Below are 16,258 nucleotides of genomic sequence, written 5' to 3' on the forward strand. Positions count from 1 at the left end.
CGTCCAGCAAGACGTTCGCGAGGATACGGCAGCCAAACCCCAAGGTCAAGGAGGTCACACCAGGCCGATCATCACAGCTAGACGATCATGAGAGGGCCAGTTCGATCACAAGATCAGCGACAGATCCAGATCCGGAGAACCAGCCCCCTGATCAGCGACCGCCCTCGGCGGGCCGCAGCGCCCACCGGCCGCCGGCGAGCGCCCGCCGCAGCCGGTCCTCCTCCACCCGCCAGTAACCGTGTTCCCGGCCGTCGAGCAGGATGACCGGCACCCGGTCGCCGTAGGCGTCGGCAAGCTGGGGATCGGCGTTGACATTGGCCTCCCGCCACCCGACCTGCTCCTGCTCGGCGACCCGGACGACCGCCGCCCGCGCGGTATCGCACAGATGACATCCCGTCCGGGTGAGCAGTGTGATACGCACACCGTCGTGGCCGGAATCCGCCCGTTCCAACCCGTCGTCCATTCCACGATGGTAGGCGCGATCCCGGTCGCTGCCGAGTGGCTTCCCGAACCGCTCGAGCGGGACCGAGGTCCGCTCAGGGGCCCGACCCCGACGTGCGGTTCGGTCCGGGCCTCGCCGGGAGACGCCCCCTGCCTGCACCCGGACGATCTCCGACTTTCCGCGGTCCCTCCTCCGGCTACACTCAGCTACTAACGGAACCATGTGCGCCGGGCCTCCCGGCCCGCCTTGCCGCGACCGCACCCTCCGGAGCCCGGGCTGTGACCGAATGCACGCTCGCCGACCTCGCCGCCGGCCTCGTCGCCCCGCGCCGCGGCCTGGATGCAGCGCGGGGACCGTCGGTCCCGCTCCTCCCGCTCCTCAGGAGGGACGGGATCCGCGCCCTCCTACCCCGGTTGTCCGGGACCGGACGGCCAACCGCCCCCACGGCGTCGGGATCCACGGCGTCGGGATCCACGGTGCCGGCCGGGACGAGCCGCGCGGCGGGGACGGACCCGGCTGCGGCCACGACGACGGTGGCGGCCTGGCCCGTGGGATCCGCCCGGCATCCCGGCCCCCTCCACCGGCAGGATGCGATGTCCCCGGTGGGCGCCCGGGAGGACCGCGAGCGGGTCGGGGACCCTCCGAGCGAGCCGGCCGACGACGACCGGACGGCGCTCGTCGCCCGGGCCCGGCGAGGTGACGTCGACGCCTTCGGGCTGCTCTACGACCGGTACGCCGACCTCGTGTTCCGATACGCGCTGTACCGGCTGGGCGGGGATCCGGTGGCCGCCGAGGACATCGTCAGCGAGACCTTCCTGCGTGCCTTCCGCTCAATCGGCACGTTCCGGTGGCAGGGGCGGGACATCGGTGCCTGGTTCATCACCATCGCTCGCAACCTGCTGGTCGATCAGGCCCGCTCGGCGCGGTGCCGGTTCGAGATCCCGACGGCGGACATCCTCGCCGCGGCCGAGCACCGGGCCACGGCGCTGACGGTACCGAGCCCCGAAGAGTCGATCCTGGCCGTGCTGACCCGCCGCGAGCTGCTTGACGCCGTCCGCGAGCTGCGCCCGGACCAGCAGGAGTGCGTCGCGCTCCGGTTCCTCGAAGGGCTGTCGGTCCGCGAGACCGCGCTGGCCATGGGCCGTAATGAGGGGGCGGTCAAATCCTTGCAGTTCAGAGCGATTCGGACACTTGCTCGCGCCCTTCCCGCAACAGACACGGCCTGGCCTCCGGGCCCCTCGCCGTGAGCGATATCCCAGATCACGTCGCAACCGCGGCCCGGTCGTTGTTCCATCGGCACTTTCGCGCAGTCACGTTCGAGCGGCGGCCGCCGCGAAGTCGTACCGCACCGTACTCTGACGGCGTGCCGGCGAACCATGGCGTGGATCGCGGCGCGCGGAGGTGGCGACGAGGGGTGGGCGGCGGCCCCGGTCACTTCCCGAGCCGAGCCCTTGCTCCGCCCCGGACAACATGGAGTTGACGATGAGGGTGCGACGACGCAGGGACCTGGCCACGACGAGGCAGGCCGCCGAGGCCGCCGCGATCGCCGCCTTGAAGGTCGCGGCCGAGGAGGTTCCGCGGGCCCCGCTGGACGAGTCGGCGGCCGCGTTCTTCGACGTGGACAACACCATGATGGCGGGCGCCTCGATCTTCTACTTCGCCCGCGGCCTGGCCGCCCGGGACTTCTTCAACTCGCGTGACCTGATCCGGTTCGGCTGGCAGCACATCACCTACCGGCTGCGTGGGCTCGAGGACCCGAACGGCATCCGGGACGCTCGGGAGACCGCGCTCGCCTTCGTCGCCGGGCGCACGGTGGCCGAGATCGTCCGTTACGGCGAGGAGATCTACGACGAGCGGATGGCCGAGCAGATCTACTCGGGCACGCACGCGCTCGCCCAGCAGCACCTTGACGCGGGCCAGCGAGTGTGGCTGGTCACGGCCACCCCGGTCGAGCTCGCCTCGGTCATCGCCCGGCGACTGAACCTCACCGGCGCCCTCGGCACGGTCAGCGAGGTCTCCGCCGAGGGCACCTACACCGGCCACCTGGTCGGCGGTCTGCTGCACGGCCAGGCGAAGGCCGAGGCCGTGCAGGCGCTCGCCGAGCGGGAGGGTCTGGACCTGTCCCGGTGCTGGGCCTACTCGGACTCGATCAACGATCTGCCCATGCTCTCCCTGGTGGGCCACCCGGTCGCGATCAACCCGGATCCGGACCTGAAGACCGTGGCCCGGGAACGCGAATGGCCGATCAAGGACTTTCGCACGGCCCGCAAGGCAGCCAAGATCGGCATTCCGACGGCAGCCGGGGTGGGCGCGCTCGCCGGCGGGGTCGCCGCCGGCATGGCGTTGCGGCGCCGGGCCGCGGGCGCCTAGAGCACCTTCGGTGCCGGGAAAGAACCTAGAAGAACACCGAGCGGCGCTGCATCAGCAGGCTGTACAGCGTGTGCTGGATGGTCTCCCGGATGCGGTCGGTGAGCTCGAACACCAGCATCGGGTCGTCCGCCGCCTCAGCGGTGTACGTCTTCGTCGGGACCGGCTCCCCGAACTCGATGATCCATTTGGATGGAAGCGGGATGAACCCCAGCAGGCCGAGCCACGGGAAGGTCGGTGTAATCGGCAGGTAGGGCAGCCCGAGCAGGCGAGCGAGCGACCTCGCGTTGCCGATCATAGGATAGATTTCTTCGGCTCCGACGATCGTGCACGGAATGATCGGCGCACCCGTCCGCAACGCGGCCGAGACGAACCCTCCGCGCCCGAACCGCTGCAACTTGTACCGCTCACTGAACGGCTTGCCGACGCCCTTGAAGCCCTCCGGCCAGACCCCGACAAGGTGCCCGGTATTCAGCAGGTGTTCCGCGTCAGCCTGACACGCCAGGGTGTTGCCGATCTTACGAGCCAGCGGGGCCAGGAACGGCACCGCGAACACCAGGTCGGCCGCGAGCATGCGCAGGTGGCGATGGGCCGGATGATGATCGAGGATGGCCACAGCCATCATCAGCGCGTCCATTGGCAGGGTGCCCGAGTGATTGGCCACCACCAGAGCGCCACCCGTGTCCGGGATGTTCTCCAGCCCCCGGGTCTCGACCCGGAAGTAGTCCCGGTAGATCGGCCGCAGCAGCGGAGCGACGACGTGTTCGGTGAGGTCCGGGTCAAACCCGTGCTCGTCGACGACGTAGTCGCCGGTGATGCGCCGCCGCAGGAAGGCCAGCGATCCCGCGAGGGCCGTCTCCAGATCACCGGGTTCGGCCACCGGCGGTGGCGCACCGTCCGTCCCGGCACCGCCGTCGGGCCCGGCACCGGCGGTGGGACCCGTCGTCGGGTCGGACGGCCCACCCGCCGCCGACCGGCTGTCGGTCAGCGTCGCCTCGGCACCGTTGAGCGAGGAGCGAGGGGATGCGGCGGCCGCGGCGGCTGGACCGAGGAAGACCGCGCCGGGGAAAACCCCGTCGAGAAAAGCCGGGTCGTGGGAAGCCGGGTCGTGGGAAGCCGGGTCGGCCGCGGCGGATTTCCAAGGCATGATCTGCGCTTCACCCCGGGATTCGTCACCTTCCATCACGTGTTCCGCCTCCCCCTTGTCCGATCCCGCATCTGGCGGGCCGCAACCGCCCCCCCATCACCGTGTTCCCACCAGCCGGCGTCGGGCCAGCGAGTCGAGCATCCTGTGCTCGGCCCGGGAGATCAGATCGTGGTCGATGGTGAACCGGAGCCCGCGCTGGCGGACGAAACTGTCGAAGGTCTCCACCGTCGAGTACCGGGGCCGGTAACCGAAGATCTCCTTCAGTCGGGTCGTGTCCACGGCCCGGCCGTGCGCGAGAAAGTCGAGCTGCTCAGCGGAGAAGTCGACGAGCCGCAGCCGCCGGGCGACCCCGCCCAACATCCCGATCATGGGGAACGGCACCGGCGTGAACGGCCGACCCGCTCGGCGGATCGCCTGCGAAAGCAGGAGCACACCGTCCCCGGCCACGTTGAACGTCCCCGGGTGGGCGCCGCGGGTCGCGCGCATCAGCACGGCCAGCGCGTCATCGGAGTGCAACAGCTGGATGCGGGGGTCGAAGCCAAGGACCGTGGGAACCAGCGGAAGGTCCAGATAGCGCGCGAGCGGGCTGTCGATCTGCGGACCGAGGATGTTGGTGAACCGCAGCACGGTTACCGCGATGTCGGGACGTCGCCGGCTGAATCCACGCACGTAACCCTCGACCTCGACGGCGTCCTTGGCATAGCCACCGGTGGGCAGGGCGCGCGGCTCGGTGTCCTCCGTAAACAGCGCAGGGTCGCGAGCGGACGACCCGTAGATCGACGTCGTGGACTTCACTACCAGCTTGGTGACACTGGGCGCCTTCTGACACGCGGCCAGCAGCTGCATCGTGCCGATGACGTTGATTTCCTTCATCGCGGTCCGTCCACCCGCACCGAGCGGCGTGGCGATCACGTTCAGGTGCAGCACCGCATCAATCTCCGTGGTAGAAATCACCTTTGCGATCAACGGATGCCGGATGTCCGCGCGCACGAACTGGGTCCGCCCGAGGTCGCTGGTGGGAGCAGTGGTATCGACCCCGACAACGGCTTCGACCCCCGGGTCAGCCGCGAGCGCCATCGCCACCTGCGCCCCCAACGGCCGCGCTACACCGGTCACCAACACACGGCGTGGTCTCATGGCAGTCTCCCGCAACGCCCGCATGGTCCAGTCCGGCACCCGGACCGGATGGCCGGGCGGCCGGGCAGCCCGAACCAGGCCGACCGGAGCACGCCGCCGTTCCCCGGGGCCGAAGGCCACGATGTCCGGCCGAGGAAGGTTCATGCGGTCCGATCGTGGGCTCATCGTACGCCCATCCCTCGACCGCTCACTGCGCAGCGTAAGGCCAGCCGCGCACATCGAATACGAAGAAACGGGGAAAAAATAACCCGTCCAAGCCGGAGGAGGATCGACGCCGGCCAGGCCCGGTGCCGCTGCTGCCGGCCCAGCGGTGATGCCGGCATCACCGCTGGGCCGGCAGCGGAAGATCCCGGATGGAGCGTCCCGGTGACGGGCTCCTCGGCAGTTGTGCCACGACGACCGCGTCCTGGCGCCGCAGCCGCAGCAGGTCGGCCGCTCGCCCACAGTTTACCGCGATCATCACCCGACGCAACGCATCCTCGCACAGGGTGACTCCACCACGAGGCACATCGCCGTAGGTATACGTGAACGTGAGCCGCATGACGCGGTTGCCGGCGCGGACCTCGACCAGATCTCCCAACAGAATGCCAGCGGCCTCCAACTCGGCCCGGGTCATGTTGAGCGAGAGGTTGCCGAAGTGGTCGACGGACACGACCTCGCCGTGCACATGGTCGTCGTCGACGCTGCACGCCCGCGGCTGGAAACGCGTGAGCGTGCCGGGGTCGAGCCGGGGGCCGACGTCGGTGAGGGCGAGTCCGGCAGCGAGCCGGGCCGCGACCGGCGCATAGACGTCCCGTCCCCGGAACACCGCGGTGGGCAGCGGCAGCCACAGCTCCCGGTTGGAGATCTCGTGCACCGCGGCGACGCCACCGAGCGCCTCCCAGGCCAGCGACGCCACGCCGTTGTCCGGGCAGACGAAAGTCGAGCCGTCCGTGCTCCGGATCGCCACGCCACGGGTGTAACCGTCGGCATCGAGCCGCTCCACGACGACGAGATGAACCCCTATCGGAAGATAACCGATCGCGCCGACCAGGGTGACGGCCGCATGCCCGACGTCCTGCGGCGCGATGGCGTGGCAGACGTCGAGGACGCGCGCCGACGGGGCGTGCCGCGCGATAACCCCGTGACACACCCCTACAGAGGCATCGTCGACGCCGTAGTCGGACAGGAAATTGATCCACGATCCCGTCATGCCGTCTCCCTGGCTGCGGGCCGGCCACGCTGCCACCGAGGGAAACAGCCTGCCACACGGTAACAGTTACAGCACGCAAAGCCACATGATACGAGACGACATGGCGGTACGAACTCGTGGCGTGCGAGGTGGACGCCGGACGCTGGGGACCGCGGATCAGCCGACTACCTCCAGGTGTGACCGGACTCCCGGGTACGCCCCACCCCCCGGTGGGCGACCCGCGTACTGGTGCGCTACCTACTTCCTGTCAGCGGCCTACTTCTTGTTGCGGCGCTGAACGCGCGTCCGCTTCAGCAACTTGCGGTGCTTCTTCTTGGCCATCCGCTTACGACGCTTCTTGATGACAGAACCCACGTACCCGACCGATCTATGTTGAGGAAGTTACCGGGCGAGCCTACCCGCCACGGCGGGCAGCCATCGGAGCCCGGGCACTCCGGTACCCAGGTGCTCCGGTACCCGGGTGCTCTCAACCACGGCCGAGTTCCCGCGACCGACTGCTCGCCGCCTCCAGGGCGTCCATGAGCGCCGCGCGCACACCGCGACGGTCCAGCTCCCGCAGCGCCGCGATCGTGGTCCCGGCCGGAGAGGTGACGGCCTCCCGCAACAGCGCCGGATGCTCGCCGCTCTCGCGCAGCATCCGCGCCGAGCCCAGAGCGGTTTGGGTCATGAGTTCCGCGGCCAGGGTCCGGGGCAGCCCGAGGAGCACACCCGCCTCGATCATCGCATCGACAAGGTAGAAGAAGTACGCCGGTCCGCTACCGGACAGGGCCGTCACCGCGTCGAGCTGGGACTCCGCCACCCGCGTCACCCTGCCGACCGGCGTCAGCAGGGCCTCTGCCGTGGCAAGGTGCTCCTCCTCGGCGTAGCGGCCCCCGCAGATCGCCGACATCGCCTCCCCGACGAGCAGCGGGGTGTTCGTCATCACCCGGACTACTGGGGGAAGCGAAGGTAGCCGCTCCTCGAGAAGATCAGTGGTGATGCCCGCCGCCAACGACACCACGAGCGTCCCGTTCGCCACAACCGACCCGATCTCGGCCAGCAGGGTCCCGACGTCCTGGGGCTTCACCGCGATGATCAGAACATCCGCCTTGGCGGCTGCCACCGCCGGCGCCTGCACCTCGACGCCGTGACTCGCCACGATCTCACCAGCTCGGTCGGCATCACGTTCGGCCACGACGATGTCCTGAGCGGCATGTCCGGACCGCAGCAGCCCCGACAGCATCGCCCCGCCGAGCCGTCCCACCCCCATGACCGTAACGATCATGACCATCCTTCCCTTCCACCCGCTTCTACCCCGGCCTGGAGGTTACGGCGCCCTCGGGCGGCCAGCGGAACGCGGATCCCGGCCCACCGTCGTGCGCGGGCGATCAGCCGTAGCCCGACTGGCGATCGGCTCCGCGTCGCCCGTCGTACTCGAGCCGGCGTTCGTGGCCACCCCAGTGGCCGGGTTCGTGACCCGTCCAGAGCTCGTGTCGCGTCCAGGGCTCGTGACGTTCACCTTGCCGGCCGGCGACGGATCGAGGATCGTAGATCATTTTCGGCGGTGTATGGGCGGTCCGTGGCCGCCGGCCGCTGCGCCTCCTCGCCGCCGTTCTGCCGGCCTCGCACCGCCCACGACAGGTCGGCGGTCTCGGTGAGTCCGTACCCATACCCCGGCCAAGGACGGGCGTAGCCCTCATCGATCCATTCATCGGCATCGGCCGGGCCAGCCGCCGGTTGATCGGACCCGACCTCGTACGACGACCAGCCACCGTCGTCCGACCGGTTACCGTCCGACCAGCCGCCCTGCGACCGGGTCCCGGGCGGATCGCTGGGCCGGTCGCGATCCAGCCGATCAGACTGACCGATCGCGGCTGGCGCGGGCCCACGGGGGGTGTCGGCCCACGGGGGTCGGGCACGCTGCGCGGGCTTCTCCACGAACCGGTTCGAGAAGTACGCGATGAACGTGCTGACCGCCGCCGCCACGACGACCGACGGCCACAGCCCGATCCGGGGCACCAGCTGCCCGTTCGCAGCCGAGATCACCGGATAGTGCCAGAGGTAGATACTGAAAGTGATCTTTCCGAGGAAAGCCATCCGCGGACCACCCAGCAGGCGAACCCAGCAGGCGTCGCGACGCAGGTCGGCGCCCAGAATGACCACGGCACCGAGCAGGGCGCTGGGCAGGTAGGCGGCATGGTCGAGCCAGTTGGCGTCATAACCGTCCTTGTCCGGCCCAAGGAAGGCGAAGAAGATCAATCCGATCCCCGCGACGAGGCCGAAATCGGCGATCCGACGGCCCGCCCGCCAACGCTCGACCGTCGCCGCCGTGGCAGGGGTCATCGTGCCGATCTGCTGGGCGTGCCGGCGGCGGCGCGGCGCGGTCAGGCCCGGCTCCTCTGCGACGAGGGCGCGCAGGCGGGTGTCACGCCAGACCGCCAGCAGACAGCCGATCAGCAGCGGGGTGACGTGCGTGTCCAGCGCGAGGTACACCCGCGAGTGCGGGGCGCCGCCGACGGCCACGGTCCAGGTCCAGACCGCCGCGAAGGCGATCATGGCGAGAAGTATCTTCAGCAGGTGCGCCCGGAACCGGTCCGAGCGGCTGACAATCAGGAACAGCCCCGGCCACAGGAGATAGAACTGCTCCTCCAGGGACAAGGACCACACGTGGGCCAACCATCGCCCACCGGCGGCAGGATGTAGGACCTTGTACCAGTTGTTGACATTGAAGAAGGCGGAGAGCGCACTCCCGATGTAGTCGTCCCGGAAGGGGATGTCGTTCCATTTGAATGCCACCGTCACCACGAGCCCGACGAGCAGGTACACCCACATCGCGGGCATCAGCCGGTAGGCCCGGCGCACCAAGAATCGACTCACCGAGATCGTCCCGGTCCGGCTGTGTTCGGTCAGCAGGAGCGCGGTGATAAGAAATCCACTCAGCACGAAGAAGACGTCGACGGCGACGTTGCTGGCATGGATCGCGCCCATGTGGCCGGCGAGGATGGTGTAGATACAGACGATCCGCAACCCATCCAGCGCCGGGTTGTACGCGAACTTCGCCGCGGCGGCAGCCGCCGAGGGCTCGGCCGGCCCGGCCGGCATGGAGGGTCCGGCCGGCGGCTCCCAGCCGGCCGGGGTGCCGTCGCGCTTTATCCTTGTCGCCTCAGTCTGCTGCGGAGCAAGCCGCATGATGACCGTCGCCTCCTCCAGCGGGCGCCGGCAGTCCCGGCACCGACGCCCGACACTCAGGGTGACCGCACGGTGCCGCGGTGACCCGAGCGTGAGTCGCTCCCGAACCACGCCTCCGGTCGGACCAATGGCCCGGACGCGGGTACCCGTATCACTCCGCTACGCCAGCGAAGTCAGACACCACTGTGCGAATGACGCAAGACTAACGGATCGGAAAATTCAGGGCGAGACGGGTACCAGTGGCCACAAAACAACGTCACACCAAAAAAGCGACGCTGTGCGCACGGTTCATTACGAAGACACATCGGCCGAACCATGGCGTCACGGTGCGTCAGAGAAAAGGGGGGGGATCGCCGGCTGGGAGAGCCGCGGCAGGGGCGCCCACGCCGTCTCTCCCGCGCGCTACTCGGGAACCTGGGCAATCACCAGGAGCGTACGAAACGGCTCGACGACGACACCGTCAGGAAAGGCGCGCAGCATCGTGCGACGCTCCGCGTCAAGGAAATCGCCGAGGCGATCGCCGATGGCCGCGACGTAGGACTTCGACCGCTGCCACGTGAGGTAGTCATCGATGTTAATCCGGCGCCGCCACCGGCCGGTCAGGGTGACGACCTCACTGAAGTGGCCGGTCCACCGCAGCTCGTCGGCGAACGGTCGCGCACGGTACCCGCGGTGATATCCGGAGTTCATCCGCTCGAGCCGTTCCTGCTGGCGCTGCCACCACCGGTACTCCTCGGCGTCGACGTCGTTCCACCACACGGCGAGGGCTCCGCCGGGCCGCAGCACGCGGGCGGCCTCGGCCGCGGCGGTCGGCACATGTACCCAGTGCCATGCCTGGGCATAGCAGACCAGGTCGGCAACCTGGTTCCGGAAGGGCAACGCCTCCCCGTCCCCGCGCACCGTGGGCAGTCCGGGGCTCCGCTCGCGCAACCGCGCCAGCATGTTCGGCCCGGGTTCCACCGGTACCACCCGCGCGCCCCGGCCGATCAGCAGGCGCGTGGCGATGCCGGTCCCGGCGCCGACGTCAAGCACGTCCGCGCCGCGCAGCGGCCGCCCGAGGAACCGCTCGACGTCACGGAAGATGTGGTCGGGATAACTCGGCCTGGCCGCGGCGTAGGCATCCGCCAACGGGTCGAACAGCGAGCCGGTGGGGGTACGACCAGAAGGGACGGACACTCCGCCATGGTGGCACTCGACCATAGCGGCGATCCACGGGAACGGTGTCAGCCCCGGACGCGGGTCAGCTGTCGGTGGGTCAGCTATCGGTGGATCAGCCGTAGGTGGAACGGAGTCCTGCGGCAGACGGTGCGGCGAAGTGCAGACGGGTGAACGCCAGCGCCTCGGCGAGTTCGGCCTCGCGCTGGGCGCGCGACTCGGCCCGCCTGGTGTTGATCTCGACCACCACGGTGCCGGCGAAACCGCCGGCGGCCAGCAGTTCGAGCAGCTCGGCACAGGGCTGCGTGCCACGACCGGGGACGAGATGTTCGTCTTTGGCCGAGCCCAGACCATCGGCCATATGCACGTGGACCAGCCGCTCGCCGAGAAGCTCGGCCATCTCGAGCGGGTCCGAGCGGGACACACTCGTGTGCGACAGGTCGAGGGTGACATGCGCGTAGTCATCCTCGACCGGGGACCAGTCCGGGGCATAGGCGGAGACCTCCCGCCCCCGCGCCCGCAGCGGGAACATGTTCTCCACCGCGAAGCGGATGTCGGTCTCGCCGGCCATCCGCTCGATGCCCGTCACGAACTCGCGGGCATAGTCCCGCTGCCAGCGAAACGGCGGGTGGACGACGACCGTCGACGCGCCGAGCGTCTCAGCCGCGGTACGGGCCCGCACCAGCTTCGCCCATGGATCCGTACCCCAGACCCGCTGGGTGAGCAGCAGGCACGGCGCGTGAATGGCCAGAATCGGGATGCCGTGATAGTCCATCAGCCGCTTCAGCGCCTGCGGATCCTGGCTGACCGGATCGGTCCAGACCATAATCTCGACCCCGTCATACCCCAGCCGCGCCGCCATCTCGAAGGCCGAGGCGGTGGACTCGGGATAGGTCGAAGCCGTGGAGAGCGCCACGCGGGCACCCGGAGCGGTCGTGACCAGCTCGGGCGCTCCGCGCGGGACAACGGGCGAGGAGCCACCGCCACCACCGCAGCCGCCGCCACCGCCGGGCCCCGGACCGCCCGCGGCCCTGCCGGACGAGATCGGGGTGGGAGCCATCGCGGTCGGCGCCACCGACCGCGCGTCGTCACGCCATGCCTGCAATCCGTCTCCCTGCCGCGCGAGCCGGGGGTTGGCCGTCATGACCGACCTCTCTCCCAGGCTAGGCCATCTCCGCGGGCCCGCCCGCACAGACATCCGCGGGATGACGGTTGGAACCCCCCTATCGCCCGTGAGAACGGCCACATCAGGCAATTACGCACCTCGAAAGCACTTTCTGCAACGCCCATGTCACCCTCTGCTGGGTAAAGGGAATTCATCGCTCCGGCGTCAGGATGAGGTGAGCCAGTCCAGCCGGCGCAGGATCACCCCTTCACGCAGGGCCCAGGGGCAGATCTCCACCTCGTGGATGGCAAACAGACCGAGAGCCTCGTCCGCGACGACCGCCCCCGCGACCAGCTGGGCCGCCCGGGAGGCGGAGACGCCCGGCAGCGCCGCGCGTTCCTCGACCGACATCCGGCACACCTTGGCCGTCACCTCCGCGAGGTCGTCCCGGCGCAGCACCCGGCGGGTATAGGGACCGCGGCTGTAGGGCTCCGCACCGGCGATCCGGGCCAGCGACCGGAAGGTCTTCGACGTCGCCACCGCCCTCGTGTGCTCCCCCAGGGGGTAGATCGTGCCCACGATCGGCGCGATCTGGGACCGGACATAACGGCGCAGCTCGCTGAGCTCGGACCGCTTGGGCGGGTCGCTCGGGACCAGCCAGTCCCGGGTCAGCCGGCTCGCGCCGAGCGGCAGGGATGCGACCACCTCGGGATCCTCGTGCATGCCGGCGCCGATCTCCAGGGAACCACCGCCGATGTCCAACGCCAGCAACCGGCCGGCGCTCCAGCCGAACCACCGGCGGACGGCGAGGAAGGTCAACCTGGCCTCCTCCTCCCCGGGCAGGACGCCGATGGCGACCCCGGTGGCCTCGCCCACCCGGCGCAGGACCGCCTCTCCGTTGGTGGCGTCCCGCAACGCCGACGTGGCGAAGGCCGCCAGATCGTAGACCCCGAGCGCGTCGGCCTGCTGGCGCATGTCCAGAATGCAGGAGGTCAGAGCGCGCTCTCCGGCGGCGTCCAGCGCCCCGTCCGCGTCGAGCAGTTCCACCAGCCGCAGCGGCACGCGCACACTGGCGGCCGGCTGTGGCTGGCCGCCCCGGTGCGCGTCCACGACAAGCAGGTGGACGGTGTTCGAGCCGATGTCGATCACACCAAGACGCATCGGACCGGGATGTGGACCCGCCGGGAGCGGACTCACCGCGGCCGCCTGCCGTCCCGGAGCGACAGCGGCGTCGGGCTGCGCCACGATCTTCGGAAACCACGCACCCGGACACACGCCACCGAGCACCTCTTCACCGTTCCCTCCGGCCGCGACCGCCGGGGTCACGGCTCGAACTTGTATCCCAGTCCCCGAACGGTCACCAGGTGCCGCGGGTTGCCGGGTTCGTGCTCGATCTTTGTCCGCAGTCGTTTGACGTGGACATCCAGGGTCTTGGTGTCGCCGACGTAGTCCGACCCCCAGACCCGGTCGATCAGTTGGCCCCGGGTCAGCACCCGGCCCGCGTTGCGCAGGAACATCTCCAACAGCTCGAACTCCTTGAGCGGCAGGGTGACCGTGGTCCCGTCGACGGTGACGACATGGCGCTCAACGTCCATCCGGACCGGGCCTGCCTCCAACGTCGCGTCCCCCACCTCCTCGTTCTCCGACCGCCGCCGCAGCACCGCGCGGATCCGCGCCACCAGTTCCCGGGCGGAGAACGGCTTCGTGACGTAGTCGTCCGCTCCGAGTTCCAGCCCGAGCACCTTGTCGATCTCGCTATCCCGAGCGGTCAGCATGATGATCGGCACAGTGGAACGGGTTCGCAAGGTCCGGCACACTTCCGTGCCCGACAGGCCCGGCAGCATGAGGTCCAGCAGCACAAGATCAGCCCCCCGCCGATCGAACTCGGCCAGCGCGCTGGGGCCGTCGGCGACGACTCCCACCTCGAAGCCCTCCCGTTCCAACATGAACGACAACGCGTCGGAGAAGGACTCCTCGTCCTCGACCACGAGCAGCCGGGTCACCTGTTCGCTCCCCTTGTTACGTTGGACGGACCGGCCGACCCGGACCGCTTCCTGTTACTGTCGATGGGACGGGTGGACCCGCCGCGTTCACTGGTCATGACCAGTACCGTTCACCGTTCACGAACCGCCACCGAGTTCATCATCGCCATGATGTTCACCATCGCCCCGACCGCGGGCGTCGGCACCGACCCCGACGACGTCGAAGCCATCCACCCCGTCATCCTCGCGGGTTTCGTCCGGGCCGTCCGTCATCGCATCGTCATCGTCGCCGGTGAACAGCGGCAGCCGGAGCGTGAAGGTGGAACCCGCGCCCTCGGCGCTCCACACGGAGACCACGCCGCCGTGATTGGTCGCGATGTGCTTGACGATGGCGAGCCCCAGGCCGGTCCCACCGGTCGCGCGGGATCGCGCCGGATCCGCCCGATAGAAACGTTCGAAGACCCGTTCCAGGTCCTTCTCCGCGATCCCGATGCCCTCGTCGGCGACGGAGATCTCCACGGTCCCACCGCTGCGCCGGACCCCGAGCACGACCCGGGTGCCACGCGGCGAGTAGCTGATCGCATTGTCGAGCAGGTTCGCGACGGCGGTCACGAGCTGGCCCTCGTCCCCGCACACCGGCAGGTCATCGTCGCCGATCACCACAACCGAGATCGCCTGGGCCTGCGCTGCCAGCCGGGTGCGGTCGACCGCCTCGGTGAGCACCGCGGACGCCCGCATCGGCCGCAGGTTGGGCAGCGGATCGGCGCCCTGCAGCCGGGAGAGATCGATGATCTCCTGAACCAGACGGGCGAGCCGGGCCGATTCGTGAGTCATCCGGGAGGCGAACCGGCGGACTGCCACCGGGTCCTCGCAGGCCGCGGCGACCGCTTCGGCAAGGACGTGCAACGCACCGACCGGTGTCTTGAGCTCGTGGCTGATGTTCGCCACGAAGTCCCGACGGACGGCCTCGACCCGACGCGACTCGGTGATGTCATCCACGATGACGGCGACATGACCGGACGAGTCCAGCAGCCGGGCCCGGGCACGCACCGCCAGCCCCTCCTGGTCCGGTCGGGGACGGGTGAGGGGGGGCTCGGGGACGGGCGGCAGCTCGAGCTGCCGCTCCTGGTCACTGCCCGCGAGCCGGGTGGCCCGGACGAGATCGGCCAGCTCCGCCACCGCGATCTCGTCGGCGGCGACCACACCCATGCGTCGCGCGACCGTGTTCACCAGGACCACCCGGTCCGCGGTGTCGAGGACGAGCAGACCGGTCGGCAGGCCGGCGATCACCCGACGCACGAGCTTCGCCGGCAACGTCATGCCGCCGGTGTCCCCGCCGGACGCCGAACCAGTCGTCAGGTCAGTCGTCGAGTCAGTCGTCGAACCGGCTGTTCCAGGCACTGCTGTCATCGTCCACCATCGTCCACTCACCCTGCACGGCCTGCCGACCTGCACGAGCTGCACGAGCTGCGGATGCGGTGTGTACCGGTTGTCATGGCATCCGCCGACCTGTCACCCACTCGCCGCATGCTAGGTGTCCGCATGCCACCTAGGTATTGCTCTGCAAGCCTCCACCGCCGATCGTCGCTAGCTGTTCATCAGACCCATCGCCAAAGTTCACCAGAGAGCGAGAGGTCCGCATCATCGTCAGAGCCGGAGCGACGCAAGTACCCAGGACCATCATGATCAAGTCAATCCCTCAGGATCTCTGACCCCTCGATCCGCCACCGAATGAGAAGGAGCCGTCCGTGCGGGACGCCTTCACCGACGAGCTCGATAGCATCAACCAGTCCCTGATCGAGATGACCAACCTGGTCGCCTCGGCCATGGCCCGGGCCACTACCGCTCTCCTCGACGCCGATCTCCAACTCGCCGAAAACGTCATCAGCGGAGACGAGACGGTCGACCTGCTGCGCAACGAGATCGAGGAGCGGGCCTTCGACGTGATGGCCCGCCAGGCCCCGGTCGCCACCGATCTGAGGATGATGGTGGCCACGCTGCGGATCGTCGCCGACCTGGAGCGGATGGGCGACCTCGCCCTGCACGTGGCGAAGGTCGCCCGTCGGCGCTATCCGGGCCGGGCGATCCCGCCGGAGCTTCGTGCGACCATTCTGGAGATGGGGCAGGTCGCGCAGCGCATCGTCGCGAAGGCCGGATCGGTGATCGCCAGCCGGGACACCGACCTCGCCAAGCAGTTGGAGGCCGACGACGATGCGATGGACGGGCTGCACCGCGCCCTGTTCCACATACTGATCGAGAAGCCCTGGCCGCACGGGATGGAGGCGGCGATCGACATCACTCTCTGCGGCCGCTACTACGAGCGGTACGCCGACCATGCGGTCTCGGTCGCCCGCCGGGTGCTCTACCTGGTCACCGGAGATTCCAGCCGCACGTGAGGGCACCCGGGGGATCCGCCCCCGGCCTCGCGCGCGTGGCCCCCACGCACGGCCCGACGGTTCCCCGCGTGCATCCCGCCGACGCTATGGCGGCTGCCCGAGATGGCCCGCGACGGTGGCACGGGCCGGTCAGGGCTATAGGACTCGGCCGGGACTATATGGCTATA

The 16,258-nt window shown here is 69.4% G+C and carries 15 protein-coding genes; 3 read left to right on the forward strand and 12 right to left on the reverse strand.

Annotated elements, in window-relative coordinates; genetic code table 11:
* Positions 1-151: 151 nt before the first annotated feature.
* On the reverse strand, positions 152-463 hold the full coding sequence (locus tag AC08OU_RS05895; RefSeq protein ID WP_476598682.1) for a glutaredoxin family protein: 312 nt from the start codon (positions 461-463) through the stop codon (positions 152-154).
* A 257-nt stretch (positions 464-720) separates the two neighbouring features.
* Between AC08OU_RS05895 and AC08OU_RS05900 the strand changes: the two genes are divergently transcribed.
* Both AC08OU_RS05900 and AC08OU_RS05905 read left to right on the forward strand, forming a co-directional pair.
* On the forward strand, positions 721-1,689 hold the full coding sequence (locus AC08OU_RS05900; protein WP_476604480.1) for a sigma-70 family RNA polymerase sigma factor: 969 nt from the start codon (positions 721-723) through the stop codon (positions 1,687-1,689).
* 235 nt (positions 1,690-1,924) lie between these two features.
* A complete protein-coding gene (locus AC08OU_RS05905) occupies positions 1,925-2,812 on the forward strand; it encodes an HAD family hydrolase (protein WP_462189301.1) in 888 nt (295 codons plus the stop codon).
* Between the two features lie 25 nt (positions 2,813-2,837).
* Here AC08OU_RS05905 and AC08OU_RS05910 read toward each other — a convergent pair whose 3' ends face one another.
* From AC08OU_RS05910 to AC08OU_RS05960, 11 genes are all read right to left on the reverse strand, one after another.
* Complete coding sequence (locus AC08OU_RS05910; protein WP_476604481.1) at positions 2,838-3,992, reverse strand: lysophospholipid acyltransferase family protein; 1,155 nt, start codon at positions 3,990-3,992, stop codon at positions 2,838-2,840.
* 60 nt (positions 3,993-4,052) lie between these two features.
* Positions 4,053-5,093 carry an NAD-dependent epimerase/dehydratase family protein gene (locus tag AC08OU_RS05915; protein WP_462187954.1) on the reverse strand — a complete coding sequence of 347 codons (1,041 nt, stop codon included), beginning with the start codon at positions 5,091-5,093 and terminating at the stop codon, positions 4,053-4,055.
* A 322-nt stretch (positions 5,094-5,415) separates the two neighbouring features.
* Positions 5,416-6,285, reverse strand: a complete 870-nt coding sequence (locus AC08OU_RS05920) for an SAM hydrolase/SAM-dependent halogenase family protein (protein WP_476598687.1) — start codon at positions 6,283-6,285, stop codon at positions 5,416-5,418.
* Between the two features lie 255 nt (positions 6,286-6,540).
* Positions 6,541-6,639, reverse strand: coding sequence for a 30S ribosomal protein bS22 (locus tag AC08OU_RS05925; protein WP_003948845.1), 99 nt, complete (start codon positions 6,637-6,639; stop codon positions 6,541-6,543).
* A gap of 112 nt (positions 6,640-6,751) precedes the next feature.
* Positions 6,752-7,549 carry a pyrroline-5-carboxylate reductase gene (gene proC / locus AC08OU_RS05930; protein WP_476593471.1) on the reverse strand — a complete coding sequence of 266 codons (798 nt, stop codon included), beginning with the start codon at positions 7,547-7,549 and terminating at the stop codon, positions 6,752-6,754.
* 230 nt (positions 7,550-7,779) lie between these two features.
* The gene (locus AC08OU_RS05935) at positions 7,780-9,453 is read right to left on the reverse strand and encodes an acyltransferase family protein (RefSeq protein WP_476598688.1); all 1,674 of its coding nucleotides are present in this window, start codon (positions 9,451-9,453) and stop codon (positions 7,780-7,782) included.
* Between the two features lie 402 nt (positions 9,454-9,855).
* Positions 9,856-10,653: a class I SAM-dependent methyltransferase gene (locus tag AC08OU_RS05940; RefSeq protein ID WP_462187951.1), complete on the reverse strand. Its 798-nt coding sequence runs from the start codon at positions 10,651-10,653 to the stop codon at positions 9,856-9,858.
* 70 nt (positions 10,654-10,723) lie between these two features.
* Positions 10,724-11,668 (reverse strand): sugar phosphate isomerase/epimerase family protein, encoded by a 945-nt coding sequence (locus AC08OU_RS05945; protein ID WP_476598715.1) that lies wholly within the window; start codon positions 11,666-11,668, stop codon positions 10,724-10,726.
* Between the two features lie 270 nt (positions 11,669-11,938).
* Positions 11,939-13,039 carry a Ppx/GppA phosphatase family protein gene (locus tag AC08OU_RS05950; RefSeq protein WP_476604482.1) on the reverse strand — a complete coding sequence of 367 codons (1,101 nt, stop codon included), beginning with the start codon at positions 13,037-13,039 and terminating at the stop codon, positions 11,939-11,941.
* Positions 13,036-13,716, reverse strand: a complete 681-nt coding sequence (locus AC08OU_RS05955) for a response regulator transcription factor (protein ID WP_011434934.1) — start codon at positions 13,714-13,716, stop codon at positions 13,036-13,038. The genes AC08OU_RS05950 and AC08OU_RS05955 overlap by 4 nt, the downstream gene beginning before the upstream one ends.
* Positions 13,717-13,833: 117 nt before the next feature.
* Positions 13,834-15,105, reverse strand: coding sequence for a sensor histidine kinase (locus tag AC08OU_RS05960; protein WP_476595850.1), 1,272 nt, complete (start codon positions 15,103-15,105; stop codon positions 13,834-13,836).
* A gap of 338 nt (positions 15,106-15,443) precedes the next feature.
* Between AC08OU_RS05960 and phoU the strand changes: the two genes are divergently transcribed.
* Entirely contained in the window at positions 15,444-16,091 is a 648-nt protein-coding gene (gene phoU / locus AC08OU_RS05965; protein ID WP_462187953.1) for a phosphate signaling complex protein PhoU, read from the forward strand.
* Positions 16,092-16,258 lie beyond the last annotated feature (167 nt).

The sequence above is a fragment of the Frankia sp. CcMO1 genome (assembly GCF_977945845.1).